This window comes from Gracilibacillus caseinilyticus (assembly GCF_022919115.1).
Taxonomy (GTDB): domain Bacteria; phylum Bacillota; class Bacilli; order Bacillales; family Amphibacillaceae; genus Gracilibacillus; species Gracilibacillus caseinilyticus.
Window position 1 is genome coordinate 4,232,572 of the sequence record NZ_CP095072.1, and the last position, 21,260, is coordinate 4,253,831.

Below are 21,260 nucleotides of genomic sequence, written 5' to 3' on the forward strand. Positions count from 1 at the left end.
CAATTATTTCCTAACTAATTCTTTCCTTATTCATTTTTTGATTTGATTCCTCCTTTGATTTCTATTCCGAGTTGCCAAATAGCATCTTCTAATTTTTTTAACCTCATTTCAAATCGGTATAATAAATAAAGCGTGATGACAATGGGAAACCCTACATTTGATATAAGGTTTGTGATACTTGTATCATCCATCATCTAACACCATCCTCAATTTTTTTAATCCTTGCTTTTTGGACTTTGAAATCGCTTGCGGTGATACTTTCATTATGCTAGCAATTTCTAGATCCTTGTACCCTTCAAAGTAGTGATAATAAATAATTACCTGTTGTTTTTTCGTTAAATTATTCCAAGCTTTGTCAAATTCAATATCTATATTACATTCATTTTTTAAGTTTTGTGTTTTTTCTGCAATTGCAGTATCTTTTAATGTCATACTACTATCATTCTTTATGGGTGCATCTAATATAAGAGGGGATTTTTCATTAATGGATCGGATATTCTTGTCCAAACGTTGAACTTCAAAGAAAGTTATTTTCGAAAAATAAGCAATAGATTTTATTTTTAAGAAATATTTTTTAAAAGCCAGATTGATCTCATTCAAGTTATCCTCACAGGGGTTAATAAGGAAACCGTTTACTACGTTTTTGAATTCAGGATTATTTACAAAGTTTTTTACAATAGGGTTGGAACTCTCCAATATAGCTGTTGCATAATTCACCTTGGATCTCCTCCTATCACTGCGAATGTAAGTTCGGTGGGAGCTTAAAAAATTAAAGACTCTATTATAAAAAAGAATCTCAACAATAAATATACCGTTATTTGATAAACAATAAAGTCCAATATGTCAATAAGATCTACCTATTGGTAGATCTTATTTAATTATTAACCAAACAAAATACCATCTACATTAAGGTCGATTAACCAAGCATAAAAAGCTCTATCATTGCCATAAGCGCCTGAATGCGTTTCTTCCGCACGATCATTCAAACTTGATACATATCCCTCAAATTCACTTGGTACAGCCCAACTGTTACTTTCTAGAATATTAAAAATTTGATGACCTCTAACATGTGCGACAATTTCTAGTGCCAGTGAACGAGTTCCAATTGGCAATACTCGTCCCTTTCTCGCTTCATAGTTAGTTCTAATTACACTTGCCATATCTACGGCATTACCTACCCAATCATTAAGGTAGCTTTGAACAGTAGAGTCATTGTCTAATGTAATACCAGTACCACTGTTGTGCTTGCACCTGTTTTCTCCATTCTTCCCTGTATTTACTTTCAAAGGTTTTCCCGTTGTCGTTCACTCGTTAAGAAACAAACAGGAACTTACAAAATGTTGATTTATGGCTAACTATACGCTTTTTTATAGTTGGCCATCAATCTACAGTTTGTTGTTATCGATTGTTTTAGAGGGAAGCGAGATGCCATTAGCTCGTTAGTTAGCGATTTTAGCTAACTAACGAATGATGAGTAGACCTTTAGACAACCCCAAAGAATGACGTAATTATTTTTCATGTTCCTTATTATTACCCTTCCAACCAAAAACTTTCCACCTATTCAATGTATATCATAAATTAAAAAACAAAAGAGAACCGAGGGGTGAGTAAAACCTCGATTCTCTTCCGTAAGAGAGATATTGGATAATATCAGTAAACCTATACCCCTGTTGTTCCGTCATTAAACACAAAATTGTTAATTTACTTAATTATAGAAGGTTTATTGTTTTGCTTTCTCTTCTAGCTCCATTAATTTAGTATAGCCCCATCCAGTGAAAGCAGTTAAAATAATATCTATTAATCCTGTTACGAAGGAAAGATATCCAAAAAGATATAGGACGGTCAAACTAATTACTGTACCAAGTAGAAAAAACAAGAGAAACCTTACTAAGTTTTGGGTCATTGTAACACCTCCTATAAAAAAGAAAAAAGAGAATCAAAGGGAAAGGATGATAAGCCCCCTTGATTATCTTCCAGCGTATGATAAAAAAAGATGTCGATCACTAAATATATACCCACCTTATTTATTATAAACAATTATTGTGTTGCTACAAAGCTCTCAGTTGCATTTTGGTTTAATAAGATGGACAATCCTCAGTCTCAATGCAACACACAAGCTTATATAGACAATAAACTACTCCACATCATAAGCTCCTGCACGAATAAAATGCATTCTTTTTTGAAGATGTTTTTTCAAAGGGTGTAATTTACTATTGTTTATTAACTCTACTTCATCCATATGGAACACAAACGATTTCCCTAGTAAACGATCGAATACATGTATCAATCTTAATTGCATTCCTTCTTCAAAAAACGTTTGTATCTTAAATCGATCTTTTATTGCTTTCAATAAATTGGCACTCCTATTATTACATATAACTATTTGTATCCGTTGTAGTATATTGATTTACTAACTGTTTCTTCAGAAACGCTTCACATGTTTTAACATGCCAAAATTTCGTTCCACTTATAATAACATCAGGTTCAGGAGCAATACCACGCTTTACGTACATATTAAGTTTAGATCGGTTATTAAAACCAATATCCCTGCAACGCTGGATATTAACCTATGGGTGTACTCAATAATAGTTTCTAGCGTTGGATTATATGGAATGACCTTTCCAAAGCAAAGCGGCCATGTCGTTCCGCATCCTTGACCAGATCCTGTTTTGGTGACAACGGCACCTTGTAAAAGGACAAATAGCACAATAATTGTTGTTAACATTGAATAGGCTTTTAGTATTTTCATGTTTCACCTTGACTAGTGTCATGAACATTATCCAACCAATTAACAATTGAATCTATGATGATTGCTTGTTGTTCACTAACTGTGATCTGAGCTTCATTGTCACCGGACTGACTACCATATACACCAAAATAAGCATGGTTACCACCGGATATTTCAATGAATTTAGTTCTTTGTGGTAAATTCGTGCTGTTTTTTTTAATTTTTTCAGGTGTACTTAGGCCATCCTCAGATCCGCTTATCGATAAAACGGGTAAGTTAGATTCACTCAAAATATCATTATTTGGTGCATATGCACCAAGTAATATTAGCCCGTTTACTCTGTTTAAATATTGATCTGCATACATAGCTGCTGCTGCTCCTCCCATTGAATGACCAGCAATATACCATTCAATTCGATTATCATTCTCTATAACTTCATTTGCTTTTAAAACATCTAAAATTGGCAAATTTAATCTAACGGAGGGTATAGCTACTGTAATATTTTGCTTTGATAACTCTTGTGCTAAATAGGCATACGCTTCAGGTTCAACTTTTGCACCAGGATAGAGTATTAAACCTTTATCAGCATTTACCGCTGTATAGATATACCATCCATCCTCTGAATTCTTGACTTCCTCTATTTCGATTTGATGAGCATCTATCGCACTATATGTATTTTGAGTCCATATAAAAAATAAAGACAAGCTCAAGATTACTACTATACCTAAAGTGATAAACGAAATAAATAACGCTTTTTTGTTGAGAAATTTTTTCATCATTAAAACCGAATCATTCCAAATTTCAATTAAGCAGTGGAGTTTAGATATTCTACTGCTAATTTGAAATTAAAGAACGATTTTCCTTTCTTGATTTTTTTAGGAGTATCTCATTATATTTTCTATACTGTTACATATTTTCATTGCTCTTCCCTCAGTAAATCTACTTCATTAAGGAATAGGGTTCATCAATTATACTCCAATCTTCCTTTAGGTGGTCAACTATTAACTACACAGTAGCTACTGATGTCTAAGATATTTTAAATGAACATCAGGTTAAGAAACTGTTTAATACGGAGCATTTGATTATCCAATTACGCCGCACCTCATAAGGATAACAATCGCTAATATAAAAACAGAATTGTTTAATAGAGTTAAGCTTGCTCATCCTTTTTTGCAAGTACCATCGTCATTTCATGCACTATTGTAATAATCCCCCCATGCGCCCTTTACCTGAAGCAACATACTCTCTCTATAGTAGAACATAATAATTGTAAGTCCTGATCTGATGAATAAACATACAATAAACGCATTGTAGCGGCCAGTTATGGGTCTTTTAAAGAAACACATCATATGAAATTGACATTATTTATGTAACAAGACGCAATCTCCTCCGAAAATGCGCCTTGTTGTGTTTATAAGATCGATCTAGCCATTGATTATTATTGAGCTATCATTTCCTTACATTGTTTCATTAGTCGTTTTCTTTCTTCTAAAACGATAAAAAACGAGGTATAGCATTGGTACCATAATCAGCGTTAACACGGCTGAGAAGATAATACCAGATATGATGGTAACGGCAAGTGGTGTAAAGAGAGCATCGCCACTTACAGCAACTGGAATTAAAGCAACGATTGACGTAATGGCCGTTAGAAGGATCGGGCGTAGGCGTACGCGCCCGGATTCAATCACAGCTTCTTTCACATCCATGCCTTTTTTCAGTGCTTGTTCGATAAATTCAATTAACACAACCGAATTTCTCACTACAATTCCGGTGAGTGATACCATACCCATGACACCAAGGAAACTAATCGGTGTTTGCGTGACAAATAGTCCAAGGATTGCACCCGCGATCGCAAGATATACCGCGACAAGTACAAGGAAAGGTAACGAAAGAGAGTTAAATTGAAGTGCAATTAACAGATACACAAGAAAGAGCACTATGATGAAGAGCACCGTAATTTCGGCAAAGAAATCACTTTGAGCTTCATTTTCACCGCCAATTGTAATGCTGTAATCAGCGTCATCGAGCTGAGCACGCTTATCATCGACGATTTCGGTTACGTTTGCCTTATAGTTCTCCTCATTTTCTGGAAAGGCTCGAAGCGTAATCGAGCGTTCTCCATCAGTGTGAGAAATCCTTTGAATTTTTTCGTTTTCTTGTGTTGTGACAAGCTCATCCAAAGAGATAAGTTCGGGTGTTTCGCCTGTAGACTCGGCTGGGAGCTCGAGTTTAGAAAGATCAATTCTTTTTTGGCTTCCTTCAAGGACGATATTCATATCACGCTTTACAACGCCATTATCAAATGCTTTTAAAGGAATGCCTTCAGTCGCAAGTCGAATTTGCTCACTGACCTGATTGACGGTAATACCATTTTCTTCGAGTACATCACGCTTTGGTACATACTCGAGAGAAGGTTCAAATTGTCCTACGTTATCATCTACAAGATTTGTTTCAAGTCCTTTAATTTCCTTCGTCAATTCATCTCTAAGGTCAACTAATTGGTTGATTTCCGGGCCACTGATGGTAACCGTTACCGGGGCTCCCGCTGGAGGTCCTTGTTGAATTGTTTCCATGAAGATCTGAGCATCAGGGTATTTATTTCTGAGTTTATCTTCCCAATCATTAATCAGTCCTTGGGCTGTTTGACCTTCTCGATCGACTCTGGCTACAATTTGCCCAGTATTCTCTCCAGGGCTCGTTAATGAACTATTAAAGAGGCCAGGAGTACCAGTTCCTGAGAATACGCTAGTTTCGTAAACGCCGTCATCCGTCTTTAACCTTTCCTCAATCTCCTGAAGTGTCTCGTGCGTTTCTTCAATTGGAGTCCCGATTGGAAGAGTGATGTCTACCGTTACTTCTTCCTTATCAGCTGCTGGGAAGAACTCAAACGGTGTTAAAACAACTAATCCAAAAATAGCAGTGGTAAAGACAAGACCAAGAAAGGAGACTAAAACCGGTTTTTTAGAAAATTTGTTTAAGAGCTTGTCTGCATAAACATCAGCAAGCTTATTTAACGGTTTTCCAATAATTCCCGGTGCGTCAGATATAGGCTTCTTTGATCGACGGCTTAAGAAGTAACGCAAAATCGGCACAAATACTAATGCAACTAGTGTCGATGCGATAATCGTTGTAATTAGAACCGTTGGCAAGGCACGTATAAATGCTCCATTTCCACCAGAAAGGAAGAGAAGTGGCAGGAATGTAAACACAATGGCAAGAGAAGAGGTCACAATAGATACCCAGACTTCTTTGACACCATCTACAGTGCCCATTAATCCTTTATTACCTAGCTTATATCTTCGTTGGATATTGTCGTTAATAACGATTGAGTCATCCACGATAATTCCTAATGCAATGATTACACCAATAACGGAAATTTGGTTGAGATCAACACCAGTGAATGAAAGTGGTATTAATCCCATGAGCACAGCAATTGGAACGGCAAGTGCCACAACCAGTGCACCAGATCCAGTTAGCCCAAGAGATGTTGCCACAATAACTGCCAGAACAGATATGGCTAAAGATAGGAATAGGCTATCAAAAATATCTGTTACGACTGATGCTTGTGAGTAATAAGACTCCAGTTCAACGTTTGAAGGCAGACTTTCGGAAAGTTCATCCACTTTATCACCCACACGTTCATCAACGGTTGGGATATCTTCCCCTGCTTTTACGTATGCAGTGAAGGATACAGAAGGCTTTCCTTCAAATGTAATAATGTCTTCCAGCTCTTTCGGACTCACCTCAACATTAGCGATGTCTTTTAAGTAAACAATTTCCCCCGCGGGGTTTTTACCAACAAAAATTTCTTTCATCTGGTCGAGTGATTCATAATTTCTAACAGAAAGCTGGACAACTTCATTATCCATCTGCTGTTTCCCTAGAGGGGTTGGGTAATATTCATTATTAATGGCATTTTGAACGTCTGTCACGTTCAAGCCAGACTCTTTCAATTGATCTTGATTCAATTTTATTAAGATTTTTTCTTCAGGCAGTCCTTTAATGGTCACACCTGAAACGCCTGACAATTCCTCTACTTCATCTTTCCATCGGTTTAATTCCTCTTGAAGGGAAAGAAGGTTTTCGCGCCTATCGCTTGTGAGATGGTAGGAAACAATCGGCGTTTCTGCTGTTGATTCGTTAACATTGGGTTCCTGGGCCTCCTCTGGAAGCGAAGCAGAAGTATCAGAAACCACCTGGCGGACATCACCAAGTACTTCTTTCTTATTTTCTCCTTCTTCTACTTCCACAACAATGTTGGAAAAGCCAGCTGTAGAAGAAGATGTTACTTCAGCTATGCCATCGATTGAATTAAGCGATGACTCGATGGGATTTGTAATTGATTGTTCAACATTATCCACTGTCGCACCAGGATAAACAGTACTAATTGTCCCAATATTCACTGTCGTTTCTGGTAGTTCACGCTGTGGCAATTGTATGAATGTATATGCTCCAACACTTACAAACAATATAATCAATACTATAAAAAGCTTGGAACGTTGTAAGATCCATTTCAGCATTAGTAGCCTCCTCTGTTAGTTTTTTGACTAAACGGTCAACGAACTCTATTATATTTCAATAAACGTTTTTATATAAACATTTATATTATCGACTCAATAGTCATTTTCACTTATAAAAGCATAGATGTCAAGAAGTAATTGTGTTAGAATATTTTATTGGAAAGAGAAAAGCTACAAATGATATGATAAAGTGAATCACAAACGTCAAGCACACAGTTAGTGAGTTAGGTTACTTGCTACGACTGACACCTCGCTAATTAAGTAGTGTGTACTGGCGGAAGAAAACTTCGAGGTGAACGTAATGGATAAAAAAAAAGCAATACTTGAAGCTGCTGTTGAGTTGATTGCAGAAAAAGGATACACGCATACATCAATGCAGCAAATCGCTGATAGCGTTGGTATATCAAAAGGATCGCTTTACTCCTATTTCCCATCAAAAGAAGATTTGTTTGTATCCATATATGAGCATTATCAGCAACTTGTTTTTGAACGTGCTTTTGTGGTTGGATTAGACCGTAACCTGCCACCTTATGAACGTTTTGCTAAACAATTTCAAGTTCAATTTGAGGGGGTATTAGAATATAAATCGTACATGAGAATGCATATGCGTAGTGAATCCGCTCAAAATAGTGAAAAGCTAAAAGGATTAGGCCATCGTATGAGAGGACGATTATTTAGCTGGATGGAACAAAATTTAATTGATTTATATGGAGAAGATATTGGGCCATACAAATGGGATTTAATGTGGATGACACAGTCAATTTATACGTCATACACAGGTCTCATGACTTCTTCTGAGGCTGAGGATCAGATCTCCCCACAAGAGCTTGGTAAACACATCGTAAGGCAGGTTGACATCCTTGCGAATGATTTTCTATCAGGAAAAAGCACACCTCTTTTAGATGAAGAGATAATGCGTCCATTTTCCGTAGGGATGGATCGAGCGGGAGCCTTTACATCTTTCGAGAAAAGAGAAAAAGCCTGGGAAGCACTTTATAAAAGCATTCATGAGCTAAATAACTCACAATATTATATTGCCATAACAGATCGGATCTCAGAAGAATCGAGAAAATCAAAACCTGATGAGATTGTGATGAAAGGATTGTTTCATTTATTGAAAGAGGAAGAGATGCTAGAGGCAAAAGCACACATCTTAGAACAACAAATACTTCCAGAAACAAAACATTAAAAAAGTTTCTTTCCTTTAGTGTGTGCCCTAAATGCAAGATGCGTTGCAGTACCGGCACCGGACGTGGACTTCTTTTCCAACTACCGGCAAACTCAATGTATGCTCCTTTCTTTCAACCTAAATAAGTAGCGGTATGTCTTAATTACATTTCAGTTGCTCAACGGCGTAACGGAGTTTTTAAACTACCCATGATCAATTAACTGCTTTCGATGAACCCACTTTATCTAACTAACCTAAGACATAATATACTTTAAAATTTTACCAAAATACGCAGTGTACCATTGCAGGAATATTATAGTGCTAATTAAGAAACATCTGAATAGGGATTCTTATATCATTAGAGTTAACAAAACAGGAGGAGAGTTAATTGGATACATTTCTTTTCAGCTTTTTTACAGTTGCCTATATCGTTCTATTTGTATTAGGACTATTACTATTTAGAACCTACCACATACAGAGTATATTGTTACTCTTACCTGTAATGGTTGGGCTTATCTATGACAACGGAATTATTGCTATTGGGCGATACATAGGAGAAGGAACTTTATTAGAAGGATTAAACCTTGCTCGCTTTTGGATACATGCATTATTCACTCCCATGCTCGTACTATATGCTTGGAAAACACTTGAACAAGGAGAAGTCTTATGGGCTAAGCAATCTTTAGGGCGTATATCTGCCTTTTTATTAACCTTATCATTGGTGCTGATAGAACTTTTCACTGAAGTATTCGGACTTAATTTAGTGGCAAGTGTTGAATACGGTGTACTAAGTTATAGTTCAAACGAAATATCGAACGGACCTCCCATCATGGTATTAGGTGTATCACTCGTATTGTTTGTTGCTTCTATTATCATCTGGCGGAAACAAAAATGGCCGTGGTTTTTCGTGGGTTCCCTATTAATGATTATCGGAAGCGCTGTGGGGTTACCGATAGAAAGTGGAGCAGTTATAAACTTTTTCGAAGTAGCGTTAATCAGCTCCTTGCTTTGTACAGCCTACTTTCAAAATAAAAGGGGGACCAGAAAAACAGGATAATTGGCTTATTTTCAAGCCAGAAAGGGATCCGAAAACGGGGATCATTTTATATTCAGGAGCGAAGGTGGAGCCAGAAGCCTATAGTTATATCGGACATCAGCTTTCCGAACAGGGCTATCTCGTGGGAATTCCACAAATGCTCTTTAATTTCCCTATCCTTGACACGAATAAGGCAAATGAGATTATTGACAATTATTCATCTATTTCTCATTGGTTTATAGGGGGCGTTGGGAGGTGTTTCAGCAGCAAACTATGTCTACAATTACCACAAGAAGCTAGCGGCCTTATTTTGTTAGGGGCTTACCCGACAGAAGATACCGACTTTTCAAACACTCAACTCCCAAAACTTTCTATTTATGCTGAACATGACGACCTTACAACACTTCACGATATTAAAGATACACGGAACTTACTGTCAAAGTCCGTGGTTTTCTATCAAATCGACGGGGGAAATCATGCTCAATTTGGTATGTACGGACCTCGAAGAGAAGATCGATCAGCCAACATAACGGTAAAAGAACAGTAAGATGTAGTCGTGGCTTAAGTCAATAATTGGTTGGATAAACAGAAGATACAGTGAGATGGTAATACCCACTCCATTTTTTAAATAGATGTGTAAGTTATATCTTAGTTTTTCAAAAAACGTGTTTTGTAATAAAAGATGTCAAGTTTCAGTCATTATCTTGAAACTTGATACCTTCATCCATTCTCCCTAAATTATAAATAAAGAAAGGCGACTATTTCTATATCGCCCAGTTTGTTGAAGACATGAAATTTCTTAATTAAGTTATCGTTAGTTTTAATTTCAAGTTTCCCACTAACGCTTTTAGAGATAATAAGCACTATAAGTAAATACATAATTATCAAACTCACTTTATTAGATATATTCTCTAATTAACCTGTACTATCTATCGCAAATTTTATATAAAAAAGATAAAATCATACTCGATAACTAATGGACTTTAGGATTAAATTTAATAAGAGGATAATTGGAAAACCAATTTAGGTATATTGCTCAGATGCTCTTTAGATAGAAGCAATATGAACAGTTAATAACTTCATTTATATTCAACTGTTTAGCAATATTTTAAAGATTAATATTTTTTTGAATTACAAAATGAATGATGAATCAATAAAAATAATAAATTTTATAATCTAATTAAGAGAATTAAAATAAATTTAGCCTTTTATATTTGGCGAAATTCGCAATTCCACTAAAAACTACATTAGTAGCTTTCCTGTTTTGTTATATAGCAAATCTAGCGTATACTATTTAAAAATGAAATATAAATTATAAAGTTAGGAGAGATTTAACCAGATGTCAAAAACAAAGCGTCTCCACCGTTCTGAAGTACCTTTCGAACAAACATGGGACTTAACTGACTTATTTCCAAATCAAGAAGCTTGGGAAATGGAATTAAAAGCAATACAAATGGATATTGCTCATGTAACAGCTTTTAAAGGAAACTTAGTAACCAGCGCCAGCAACTTATTAGATGGATTAACAACATATGAAAACTATCTGAAACGTGTAGGCAAAGTAAGTACATATGCTGAATTACGCATTACTACAGATGGCAGTGATCCCGAAAATCAGCGTGATGCTGCCAAGGTGTCTTCAGCCATGGCAACTATCAATGCACAGCTTTCCTTTATACAATCTGAATTATTAACACTATATGAAGAGCAAGCCGCACAATTTTTACTGGAAGAGGAAGAGCTTGCTACCTATAAAAAATTACTTGACGATATATTAGAGCAAAAACCTTATACATTGGCACCAGATATCGAAGAAACCTTGGCTGCATTAGGAGAAGTTCATGATGCGCCGTTCATGATTTATGAGCGCAGTACTTCTTCTGATATGGCGTTTGCTTCAATAAAAGATGAAGATGGCAATGATTTGCCGATGTCTGCAGCACTATATGAGGACCTCTATGAACTTGAAGCGAACACAAGCATTCGGCGTAACGCCTACCAGTCTTTTATCCATACACTGAATCAGTATAAACATACGTATGCTGCCACTTACGCAACAGAAGTTACGAAACAAGTAACATTAGCACGACTTAAAAAATATGATTCTGTGACTGATATGCTGCTTTTTCCTCAGCAGGTGACAAAAGAAATGTATCATAACCAGCTTGATGTTAGTCAACAGGAGCTTGCACCACACATGCAGCGGTATGCGAAGCTATTGAAGGAGAAACTAGGCTTAGCTGATTTGCAATTTGCTGACTTGAAAGCACCACTGGATCCAGAGTTTAATCCTTCAACTACTTATGACGAAACCAAATCATTGATTCTCGATGCGTTGCAAGTCATGGGACCAGAATATAGCGATATTATACAAAAAGGTCTGCATGAACGCTGGATCGATTTAGCGGATAATATCGGTAAACAGTCTGGTGCTTTCTGCGCCACACCATATGGCGTTCATCCTTATATCCTGATAACGTGGACAGGAGCGATGCGAGGCGCTTTCGTTCTCGCCCATGAACTGGGACATGCCGGACATTTTTATTTAGCTGGCAAAAATCAATCCCTTGTGAATTCGGAACCTTCCACTTATTTTGTGGAGGCGCCGTCCACCATTAACGAATTATTGCTAGCCAACCACTTACAAAGCACGACAACTGATAAACGCATGAAGCGCTGGGTGGTCACCCAATTACTCGGAACCTATTACCATAACTTTGTAACACATCTTTTGGAGGGAGAATTTCAACGTCGGATCTACGAACTAGCAGAAGCTGGTACACCTTTAACCGCGGATGTCCTGAACGAACAGAAATTAGCTGTACTGAAAAATTTCTGGGGAGAAACCGTAAGTTTGGATGAAGGAGCAGGACTGACGTGGATGCGTCAACCCCACTATTATATGGGTTTATATCCATACACGTATTCCGCAGGCTTAACCGTAGCAACCGCTGTAGCTAAGCAAATTCAAACAGACGGAAAACCCGCAGCTGACAACTGGCTAGACGTATTGAAAGCAGGAGGAACACTAAAACCACTTGACCTTATTCACAAAGCAGGAGTGGATATGTCAAAACCAGACGCAATCAAGGAAACAATAGCATATATCGGTTCTCTTGTAGATGCGTTAGAAGAAAGTTATCAATAACAAGGCTAATATATAGGTTAAAGAAAAAACGAACGCTTCATCGAATGTTTTCTCATTACATTCGCCTCAGTTCGTTTTTTCTTTTACGATATTTATGATATACAGCGAAGTAACTGAATAATTAACGTGAACCTTCACACCAAATCGTCATTACTTCGCAGTTTTCTTCTAAAGCGTATTCACTCTTATGCCTCCAATAAATGGTTAGTGATTGCTTTTTTGATATGTTAAAGCACTTCTAATTTCCTAATAAGTCATACAAATTCTTCGCTAAAAGTACAAAGGTAATCGTTATAAATATAAATCAAATATAGCGGCTCCCCTTGCTTATCGCTAATCGCGCTCCTATAACAGAGCCTCCAATGCAAGCAATGGCCATCGGAAATCCATATAGATAGTTAACTTCACCCAAATAGATAAACATGGACAATGCGGCTATATTACTTCCAAAGTTTAGAAATTTTGCATTACCCGCTGCCTTGATAAAATCTGCACCTATGATTAAAAATGTAAAGATTAAAAAAGAGCCTGTTCCCGGACCGAGAAAGCCGTCGTAAAAACCTATTGCAAAAATCGCGATCACAAACAGTATGAAATTACGGGTCGTCAGTTTCTTTTGACTGTATATACTGCCCCAATCTTTTTTTATCAATGTATAAAATGCTACAAGAGCAAGCATAATCAGCATCAGTGGCTTCAATACTTCTGGATCCATTAAATGAACCGTCCATGCCCCAATGATGGATCCAATAAAAACTAGGGGAAACAACTTATAAATGGCAGATAATTCGAGTTTACCAGATTTCAAGAAAACAAAAGAGCTGGTAAAAGAACCCATTGTCCCTACTAATTTATTGGTAGCGACTGCTGCCGCCGGGTTCATGCCTGTTGATAATAACACAGGCAACGAAATCAGACCGCCTCCACCTGCAGCTGAATCAATAAATCCAGCTAAAAATCCGAAAGCGATCAATATAAGTAATAAAGTGAGATCAAGTTCTGACAATATACTATCTTCCTTCCAATACGCTTTTTATGTAAAATGCACCTGTCTATTATAACGATTTATCTTACATATTGAAACTTTCATTGCACGTGAGAGCAAAATGCAAGCCTGACTTAAACCAAGTTGATATGTAAAAACTACCTATAATACGGATTATGTAAAGTGGAACTGTGTTTAAATGTGGTCATTTTGATAAGTTTCGTGTGCTTAGCAAAGCTCCGGAAATATGCTCCGCGTCTTGTGGGGTCGGCGATCTGCTTCCTCGAAAAGAAACCCGCTTTCCTGCGGGATTTTAGGACACGACTGATCCCACGGGAGTCTCCGCATATTTCCTACGCTTAAGGGAAGTTCTACAACGATTGGAACAGCTAAAACCAGCAGTGCGATGCATAATGTGTTTGAGAATGAAGCAACTATTATGGATGTCACATGAGGAGATACCAATCAAACTGCTTCCTCATGTCTCTGTAGTAGATCCATACCCTAGCGCAGGCCAACCACGTAGACTCCTCATGCGTCAGCGCGAGCTGAAGATCCACTTGAAAAGAAAAGAATTTTCTTTCCAAAGTTAGCAGACCGCCGTGCCTCTCAGGACACGAAGTGGTTGGTATAAGGCATCATACCTCTAACTACATTTCAAAATGGATGCATGCTGACATAATCCGTATTATAAGAACATACACTTTTTTCTCAGTTTTAAATCAAGATTTTGAGATTCTATGAAATAATGATATATACAGCGCTACTTAAATGAAAAACGGAGCTAATCTTGTTGGTTAGCTCCGTTTTGATTATTATCCATATATTTCCTTTAATTGATCCAGCACTTTGGTTACTTTCTCTTTCTTGATACTGAATTCTGCTGGATTATCGTTCGTCTTCACCGCATAGGTTTCATCAGACAGCGGGATGAAAGACACTTGGTGGGTGATTTTGCTTTGTTGTGATTGTATCGTATATTCTATTGTTAGTTCTGCCTCTTCATTTGAAACATCTTCGACAGGCTCATCAAATCGCAGCCCTGCTAACGATTGATAGATTGCTCTGAAATCTTCGGTGTTTACTGTTTCTTCCTGATGATGAACGGTTGTCTTTATTTCACTATCATTTTCTTCATGATCAAAAGTAAAATTATAGGATTGAGCAGATGTTGTTATTTTCAGTTCGCTCAGTACCTCTAATGCAACGATGTCCACAAAGTGATCGATCATGTCAAATGCCTTGTAGCTGTACGGGTCCAGAACATCAGTAGGCACGGTATAAATAGTTTCTTCACCTTTCAATTTTACATAGTATTGATTTTCTGCTGCAGGGTTTCCAACCAATAATGTTTCGCTTTTTTCCTCTGCAGAAAAAGTAATGGTGAACGCTGCATTATCTAGTCCATGATCTTCATCAGCCGACGCTGTACCAGTCTGTTGAATCTGTTCCAAACCTAAAAGCATCTCTTCCATTTTTGAATATGCGACACTGTACACTCCTTGATAAGGCTTATGCATATACCAGCCACTAATATGTGCAAGTGATTCTTCTTCAGAAAAGACAGGTTCATTACTTAGCACGATCTCTTCTGTGCCATTATCAATCTTCAACTCTGTTAATGCGTCTGCACTTATGGACAATAATCCGGTCTGCAGTAAATCTTGATTTTTTAATGGGATTGTCTGGATAACACTGCTATCGACCAGGTAAATCTTGTCTTGTTCACTTTGTGCTACATAATAGCGATTACTTTCTTTGTCCAACTGCCCAATAGATATTTGCTGTTTCTCTCCACTTGCATCCGTAAAAGCAACAGTTACCCGCGGAAAACCTAAATTAACATTTCTTTTTTTTACGTCTGTTTCCTCGCCTTTCATGTCTTTCATTGCGGAAACGAAACTATTCATTTTTTCTGTATCGACCGGTTGTTCATTGTTAACTAGTTGCCAATCCTCGTTGTTCTTTTCCACTTCTACATTTTGATCGGCGAAGACCTTAATATGTTCGATTTGATCTGTATTCTCGAGTAATGATACTTCGTTCGTCGATGAATTTGCTTCTTCTGCTGGCTCATCCGATAAGACTCCTAATGCAATGATGATCCCGACCGCAATAATCAGAAATAATAGCCACCATGATTGTTTTTTCTTCATTTGTATCCCTCATTCCTTGCCAAGTTCTTCTTGCATCGAAACAAATGGCTTCTGCATGTTGTGCATAATAAAATAAACGACAATACTCATAATGAACCAGATCGCGAGACCTGAAACGAAATAGTAAATAATAGCCAGCGAGATAAGTGTAGAAACATGAAGCAGAGTTGTTTTGAAATATCGAAAAAATGAATAGATCGATACTAGCAATAAATTTTTCAACTTGACTTCAAATTTCGTTAGTACTGGAAATGCATATAGCATGATGAATAAACAGGCAATCAATAAAATCAAGAAAACTGGTGCAAGCACCGATACATATATATTGGCATAATGAATATCGACAATAAAAATTGTAATCAATGTCCAGATAAACAGCCAAAATTTGCTCGCAATTACGACGTTTTTTCGATAGTACAGCCAAAAGTCTTTCGTCGGATTAATATCCTTCTCACGGACAAATTTGCCCATAGTGGCATGTAATGCTGCCAAGGCCGGACCCGCTGGCAATAATGCAATATAAAACAGTAAGATATTTTCTATTTGGAGCTGAAAGAAAATAAACGCAAGTATAAACAAGCCATTCGCCAGCATAAAATGGAAATTAGTCACCATAAAATAATAAACGTAGAGTACACTTTTATATAAGGGTCTGTCTGTTAATCCTGTCATCTTTTATTCCCCTTTAATACTTTCTGTTGAACGCGATTGTTTTTGAAATTCTTTCGGACTGATACCAACATGGTATTTAAATTTCCGATAGAAATAATCCTGATTGGTATAACCGACTTTTTCCGATACTTGATACACCTTATCGCTGCCGTCTACTAATAACTCTTTCGCTTTCGTGATCCGTACTGCATCCAAGTATTGATGAAAATAACTCCCTGTTTCCGCTTTGAACTTTTTTCCTAAATAGCTCGGGTTATAATTAAATAGATCCGCCATTACTTTGACGTTTAATTCTTTCGCATAAAAATAATCGACATAATGCTTCATTTTATCAATGATCGTTTCATGGTCACTGACAAAACCATTGATTTGGTGAGCCAGATCCAACAGCTGCTTTTTTATTTCCTCTATGATGTCAGCTAGTGTATATGTGGAAGTAAAGCGATCCACCAGCTCCTCGTTCGTCCACACTGTCAATGAGTGATTAGACTTGCTTAACAGCTGGTAAATACTCTTCATCTTATCAATCAACTCCGCTATTATTCTGTCTTTTGCATATTTTTTCATTTGATAATAGTTTTGAAGCTGTGTTAGATGGCTATCTAATTTATCTACTTGATCAAATTCAACCATCAGACAAACTTGTTCCAACCATTTAGAGAATTCAAACGGGTCTCCTTCCTCTGCTTTCAAATCATTTTCTGTCAAAATGAGCAGGTCACCATAAGCAAAGGTGAATTGCTGTAGACAGTGCAAATCCTTCACAGCAGAGGGCAGACTGTCAATATCGTTTTTATCCTCTATTAATTGAAATTGAAGTAACCTGTCTTCTGTTAGTCCAGTTACATCGTGAATTAATTGCTTGACTTCGGCTAATGGCAGATTTCGAAACAGGAGGAATAACGTGTCATGCTTCCATAGATAATGATACACTCCCTCTATGCCATCGCGAAGCTTCGAAGCAATCTGTTCACTGGAAGTATCGCTAAGGGCTGTCATACTCGCTAAATAAAATGTATAACCACGAAAATGCTGGAGCCAGTCTTCATTTCTATTATTCTCAAACAAGAACTGCTTCCATTTGCTAGATTCGGAAATACTGCCAAAATGACGAAGCTGCTTCTCTAAAACTTTTTCTTGGTTTAGTTTAATTCGCATCCTCTCTAGTAATGGAATCAACTCTTCTTCATCAATCGGTTTCAATAAATAGGATTCCATTCCGAGTCTAATCGCCTGCTGTGCATAGGAAAAATTAGAATAGCCTGATAGTACAACGAACTTACAAGTAAATCCTTCTTCTTTAGCTTGCTGTACCATTTCAATCCCGCTAATTCCTGGCATACGAATATCGACAAAGACAACATCTGGTTTCCAGTCCCTGATTTTCTCTAAGCCTGTCCTGCCACTGTCAGCAGTATCTATCACTTGATACCCATAACTGTTCCAATCAATAATCGATGCTAATCCATCACGAATCAATGGCTCATCATCGACTAATAATACTTGCAGCATGTTATTCCCCCCTTTATGCTTGACCTTGTTTGATTTTAGGAATCTTGAGGGTCATTGTTGTGCCCAGACCAACAATACTGTCCATCTCCACACCGAACCGTTCCCCATAATATAGCTGCAGTCGCTGATGGACATTGTGTAAGCCGATGCTATTCCCATCAGAATGATATTCTTGATCATCAAGTCGCTCTCTTATAGCTAATAAAGTATCTCTCGTAATGCCGACGCCATTATCCTTTACTTCAATTTGAAGGTAATTATCCTCTTCTTCAATGGTTAGCCGAATAAAGCCACTCTCTTCTTTCGGTTCAAGCCCATGAATAATTGCATTTTCAACAATAGGCTGTATGAGTAACGGAAAAATATAATAATTCTTCACTGACTCCTCTATATCGAATTGATAATAAAATTTATCGCCAAATCTCATTTTCTGAATGTCTAAGTAATTATGAATCAGAGCTATTTCTTCGGTAATTGGGATTGGCCGGTCTGTTCGCTCCAATGCTGATCGCATCATTTTGCTTAACATCTTTACCAGTTTGGCTACCTCAGGATCTTTATTTAGTACCGCTTTCATTCTGATCATTTCTAACGTATTGTAAAGGAAATGTGGATTGATCTGACTTGCCAGCATTTTAAAGTCCATTTCCTTTTGTTTTCGTCGCCAAGTTTCTTCCTTTATTTTATGGATATATACTTCATCAATAATTTTTTGTACACTTTTAGAAGTCGTCATTAAGTCTCGATACACGTCACTTATTTCATCATGACCACGAACTTTGTCACTGATTTGAAAATTTCCTTTCGCTACTTGATACATTGTTTTTCTTAGTTGTTGAATACGGTTGTGAAAACTTCTAATAAAAATCCCGATTAACCCTAAAGAGATCGTCAGTGCTCCTACAATAACGAAGAAACCTTTGGCAAAAACGGTATTAGGCTCCTTCATTACATCATCTACTGGTATAACCGTCGAGACTTGAAATGTATTATCTAAAGATTTTTCTGGTTGAAAATGATGGACATTGACCTTAACATGTTCTCCTCGGAATTCAGTATCTATGACATAATTCCCAAACGGTCGTTGCTCCTCTTGGAAATATGTCGCCTCTTCTCCGATCTGTTTACTTGTCGTGTTGTATATAATCGTATCACGGTCCAGCGTAATTAATGCTTGATAGGGTTCTCCTTCTACAACAGATTTTAGCATATCTGGAGAAACATAAATCACTAACACACCAAGCAGATTATGACTTTGACCATAAACGGATCTTGTTAGCGCCAACATTTCCTTTCGCGTCCAATAATTTTCCATATACACCCATGATAAGCGACCCTCTTTCGCCATTGCTTCTTTATACCAGGCCTGATTTTTTACATTGCCATCTGCATAGATCATATGCGAATCAGTAATCATGTCTTTATTCATGAAAAACTGGATGGTCTCTACTTCATCATAATATTTCAGAAAATCATCAAATATTGGATATTGATTATAAGCATTATACATATCCAATGTCGACTCATAATCGTGTTCTAAGAGTTCTTTCAAATTTTGATTGATATAAACCATATCGGCAATATCTGTAACCCTGTTAAATATCGTTTGCAAACGCAATTCCAATTTATCGACATTCGCTTTTGCTTCATTTAATGAATTATTTAATACAATATCACGTGTGCTGTAATTTAGATAAGCCCCTACTAATAGTATAGGAATGGCTGTGACAATCAAGTAAATACCAAGCAATTTATGCTTTACTTTTAAATAATCAAATAATTCCATCCATTTTCGCTTAAAAAACACGGCAACTACCTCCTGTCACAGCATCGTTCTTGGCACTATTTTAAGTCGCTGCCATTTGTTTCAATAACTTCCTTATACCAATAATAGCTTTTTTTCGGGATTCGCTCCAGCTCTTGCTCATCTTTTTCGTCTCGGTCAATATAGACAAAACCGTATCTCTTCTGATAGCCGTTTAACCAGCTTAATAAATCCGTGAATGACCAGGCACAGTAACCGATCAGCTCTACTCCATCAGTAATGGCTTTCTGCAATTCTACAACATGATCTTTCAAGTATTGAATCCGGTAATCGTCATCGATTGTCTTATCTGCTTTTAACTCATCATAAGCCCCAAGACCATTTTCTGTTACCATCATTGGCAGATCATATCTATTTTGCAGCCTTCTCAATGCAATCCGGATACCAACTGGATCTATCTCCCATCCCCATTTCGTCGTTTCTAAATGTGGATTTGAAACACTGGTAAACATACTAGTCTCAGGTGTCTGTGCTTGTTCATCTTTCGGCTTCATTAAATAGGGATCGGTCGCCTGAAAATCTTTCTCCAGCTCTTGCTCATTTTCCTGAATCGGACATTCAATTTCATTTGCCCGTACAGTCCCGCCATGATAATAATTAACGCCAAGAAAATCTGGTCTTGCTGCTTGCAATAATACTTCATCACTTGCTTCGATCGTAGGTGCAATCCCTAATCGATCCAGTTGCTTAAATGTCACCTTGGGATACTTGCCATGAACATAGACATCCAGCCACCAATGGTTTTGAAATTCTTCTCCATTAAGAGCTGCCAATACATTGTCTGGTGCACAATCAAAGCTGTACATCGGGCCATATCCAAAACTAGGACCGATTTGACCATTTGGAACGAGTTCTCTGAAGCTTTGGATCGCCTTGGCGTTCGCCAAATTAATAATATGATTTGCTTCAAACATCCGTTTCACGTCTGACACATTAGGCGGATGCGCCTGCCAGCGATAGCCTAAAGCAGTAAAAACGTTCTGTTCGTTAAAGCTGACCCAATACTTTACTTTATCTTTAAATCTATCAAATAATATTCTGGCGTAATGGTCAAAATCATCAATTGCTTTGCGAGATTCCCAGCCATTATATTTATCTTGTAATGCCTGTGGAATATCCCAATGATACAATGTCAGCACCGGCTCAATCTGATGCGCTCGCAGTTCATCGATTAAATTTTCATAGAATTGCAGGCCAGCTTCATTGACTTCCCCCGCTCCTTCAGGAAGAATTCGACTCCATGCTACGGAAAAACGATATGCTTTCAAGCCCATTTCGGCCATTAACGCAACGTCTTCTTTGTAACGGTGATAGTGATCGACAGCAACATCTCCGTTTGTGCCTTCGAATGTTTTGCCGGGAATTTTGGTGAACTGATCCCAAATGGATGGGCCTTTTCCTTCGGCATCCCACCCTCCTTCAATTTGATAAGCAGCAGACGCTGCTCCCCAAAGAAAATTTCTCGGAAACGGATCTAATTGTCCATGATACATATGGTTACACTCCTTCA

The 21,260-nt window shown here is 37.4% G+C and carries 17 protein-coding genes and 1 pseudogene; 4 read left to right on the plus strand and 14 right to left on the minus strand.

All coding sequences use genetic code 11. The annotated features are described in order from the left end of the window. Nucleotides 1-26: 26 nt before the first annotated feature. From MUN88_RS20355 to MUN88_RS20390, 8 genes are all read right to left on the minus strand, one after another. Nucleotides 27-194, minus strand: a complete 168-nt coding sequence (locus MUN88_RS20355; RefSeq protein ID WP_369809906.1) for a YvrJ family protein — start codon at nucleotides 192-194, stop codon at nucleotides 27-29. Next, entirely contained in the window at nucleotides 184-717 is a 534-nt protein-coding gene (locus MUN88_RS20360; protein ID WP_244718763.1) for an RNA polymerase sigma factor, read from the minus strand. Before MUN88_RS20360 ends, MUN88_RS20355 begins: the two co-directional genes overlap by 11 nt. A gap of 164 nt (nucleotides 718-881) precedes the next feature. Next, on the minus strand, nucleotides 882-1,286 hold the full coding sequence (locus tag MUN88_RS20365; RefSeq protein WP_244718765.1) for a hypothetical protein: 405 nt from the start codon (nucleotides 1,284-1,286) through the stop codon (nucleotides 882-884). A 434-nt stretch (nucleotides 1,287-1,720) separates the two neighbouring features. After that, nucleotides 1,721-1,903, minus strand: coding sequence for a hypothetical protein (locus MUN88_RS20370; protein WP_244718767.1), 183 nt, complete (start codon nucleotides 1,901-1,903; stop codon nucleotides 1,721-1,723). A gap of 231 nt (nucleotides 1,904-2,134) precedes the next feature. Next, the gene (locus MUN88_RS20375) at nucleotides 2,135-2,350 is read right to left on the minus strand and encodes a hypothetical protein (RefSeq protein WP_244718769.1); all 216 of its coding nucleotides are present in this window, start codon (nucleotides 2,348-2,350) and stop codon (nucleotides 2,135-2,137) included. Between the two features lie 153 nt (nucleotides 2,351-2,503). Next, nucleotides 2,504-2,749, minus strand: coding sequence for a COX15/CtaA family protein (locus MUN88_RS20380; RefSeq protein WP_369809907.1), 246 nt, complete (start codon nucleotides 2,747-2,749; stop codon nucleotides 2,504-2,506). Next, nucleotides 2,746-3,507 (minus strand): alpha/beta fold hydrolase, encoded by a 762-nt coding sequence (locus MUN88_RS20385; RefSeq protein ID WP_244718771.1) that lies wholly within the window; start codon nucleotides 3,505-3,507, stop codon nucleotides 2,746-2,748. The genes MUN88_RS20380 and MUN88_RS20385 overlap by 4 nt, the downstream gene beginning before the upstream one ends. A gap of 678 nt (nucleotides 3,508-4,185) precedes the next feature. Beyond that, nucleotides 4,186-7,248: an efflux RND transporter permease subunit gene (locus tag MUN88_RS20390; protein ID WP_244718773.1), complete on the minus strand. Its 3,063-nt coding sequence runs from the start codon at nucleotides 7,246-7,248 to the stop codon at nucleotides 4,186-4,188. Between the two features lie 301 nt (nucleotides 7,249-7,549). Between MUN88_RS20390 and MUN88_RS20395 the strand changes: the two genes are divergently transcribed. The 4 genes from MUN88_RS20395 to pepF all read left to right on the plus strand — a co-directional run bounded on the left by MUN88_RS20395 (nucleotide 7,550) and on the right by pepF (nucleotide 12,600). After that, a complete protein-coding gene (locus MUN88_RS20395; protein ID WP_244718775.1) occupies nucleotides 7,550-8,437 on the plus strand; it encodes a TetR/AcrR family transcriptional regulator in 888 nt (295 codons plus the stop codon). Nucleotides 8,438-8,804: 367 nt separating this feature from the next. Continuing rightward, a complete protein-coding gene (locus MUN88_RS20400; protein WP_244718778.1) occupies nucleotides 8,805-9,473 on the plus strand; it encodes a hypothetical protein in 669 nt (222 codons plus the stop codon). A 64-nt stretch (nucleotides 9,474-9,537) separates the two neighbouring features. Then, a complete protein-coding gene (locus tag MUN88_RS20405; protein ID WP_244718781.1) occupies nucleotides 9,538-9,999 on the plus strand; it encodes an alpha/beta hydrolase in 462 nt (153 codons plus the stop codon). Between the two features lie 792 nt (nucleotides 10,000-10,791). After that, nucleotides 10,792-12,600 (plus strand): oligoendopeptidase F, encoded by a 1,809-nt coding sequence (gene pepF, locus MUN88_RS20410; RefSeq protein ID WP_244718783.1) that lies wholly within the window; start codon nucleotides 10,792-10,794, stop codon nucleotides 12,598-12,600. Between the two features lie 307 nt (nucleotides 12,601-12,907). Here pepF and MUN88_RS20415 read toward each other — a convergent pair. From MUN88_RS20415 to MUN88_RS20440, 6 genes and pseudogenes are all read right to left on the minus strand, one after another. Further along, nucleotides 12,908-13,606: pseudogene (locus tag MUN88_RS20415) on the minus strand (TSUP family transporter); the annotation flags it as partial. Nucleotides 13,607-14,400: 794 nt separating this feature from the next. Then, the gene (locus MUN88_RS20420) at nucleotides 14,401-15,741 is read right to left on the minus strand and encodes a DUF4340 domain-containing protein (protein WP_244718786.1); all 1,341 of its coding nucleotides are present in this window, start codon (nucleotides 15,739-15,741) and stop codon (nucleotides 14,401-14,403) included. Nucleotides 15,742-15,750: 9 nt separating this feature from the next. Then, nucleotides 15,751-16,413 carry a DUF624 domain-containing protein gene (locus MUN88_RS20425; RefSeq protein ID WP_244718788.1) on the minus strand — a complete coding sequence of 221 codons (663 nt, stop codon included), beginning with the start codon at nucleotides 16,411-16,413 and terminating at the stop codon, nucleotides 15,751-15,753. 3 nt (nucleotides 16,414-16,416) lie between these two features. Further along, nucleotides 16,417-17,925 carry a response regulator transcription factor gene (locus tag MUN88_RS20430; RefSeq protein ID WP_244718790.1) on the minus strand — a complete coding sequence of 503 codons (1,509 nt, stop codon included), beginning with the start codon at nucleotides 17,923-17,925 and terminating at the stop codon, nucleotides 16,417-16,419. A 13-nt stretch (nucleotides 17,926-17,938) separates the two neighbouring features. Then, nucleotides 17,939-19,732 carry a cache domain-containing sensor histidine kinase gene (locus tag MUN88_RS20435; RefSeq protein WP_244718792.1) on the minus strand — a complete coding sequence of 598 codons (1,794 nt, stop codon included), beginning with the start codon at nucleotides 19,730-19,732 and terminating at the stop codon, nucleotides 17,939-17,941. Between the two features lie 35 nt (nucleotides 19,733-19,767). Further along, complete coding sequence (locus MUN88_RS20440) at nucleotides 19,768-21,243, minus strand: glycoside hydrolase family 1 protein (RefSeq protein ID WP_244718794.1); 1,476 nt, start codon at nucleotides 21,241-21,243, stop codon at nucleotides 19,768-19,770. Nucleotides 21,244-21,260 lie beyond the last annotated feature (17 nt).

Excerpts from the sequence above, each read along its gene's own strand:
- MUN88_RS20390 (WP_244718773.1), bottom strand. The coding sequence starts at position 7,248 with ATGCTGAAATGGATCTTACAACGTTCCAAGCTTTTTATAGTATTGATT.
- MUN88_RS20380 (WP_369809907.1), bottom strand. The coding sequence starts at position 2,749 with ATGAAAATACTAAAAGCCTATTCAATGTTAACAACAATTATTGTGCTA.
- MUN88_RS20420 (WP_244718786.1), bottom strand. The coding sequence starts at position 15,741 with ATGAAGAAAAAACAATCATGGTGGCTATTATTTCTGATTATTGCGGTC.
- pepF (WP_244718783.1), top strand. The coding sequence starts at position 10,792 with ATGTCAAAAACAAAGCGTCTCCACCGTTCTGAAGTACCTTTCGAACAA.
- MUN88_RS20430 (WP_244718790.1), bottom strand. The coding sequence starts at position 17,925 with ATGCTGCAAGTATTATTAGTCGATGATGAGCCATTGATTCGTGATGGA.
- MUN88_RS20355 (WP_369809906.1), bottom strand. The coding sequence starts at position 194 with ATGATGGATGATACAAGTATCACAAACCTTATATCAAATGTAGGGTTT.
- MUN88_RS20395 (WP_244718775.1), top strand. The coding sequence starts at position 7,550 with ATGGATAAAAAAAAAGCAATACTTGAAGCTGCTGTTGAGTTGATTGCA.
- MUN88_RS20440 (WP_244718794.1), bottom strand. The coding sequence starts at position 21,243 with ATGTATCATGGACAATTAGATCCGTTTCCGAGAAATTTTCTTTGGGGA.
- MUN88_RS20425 (WP_244718788.1), bottom strand. The coding sequence starts at position 16,413 with ATGACAGGATTAACAGACAGACCCTTATATAAAAGTGTACTCTACGTT.
- MUN88_RS20370 (WP_244718767.1), bottom strand. The coding sequence starts at position 1,903 with ATGACCCAAAACTTAGTAAGGTTTCTCTTGTTTTTTCTACTTGGTACA.
- MUN88_RS20385 (WP_244718771.1), bottom strand. The coding sequence starts at position 3,507 with ATGATGAAAAAATTTCTCAACAAAAAAGCGTTATTTATTTCGTTTATC.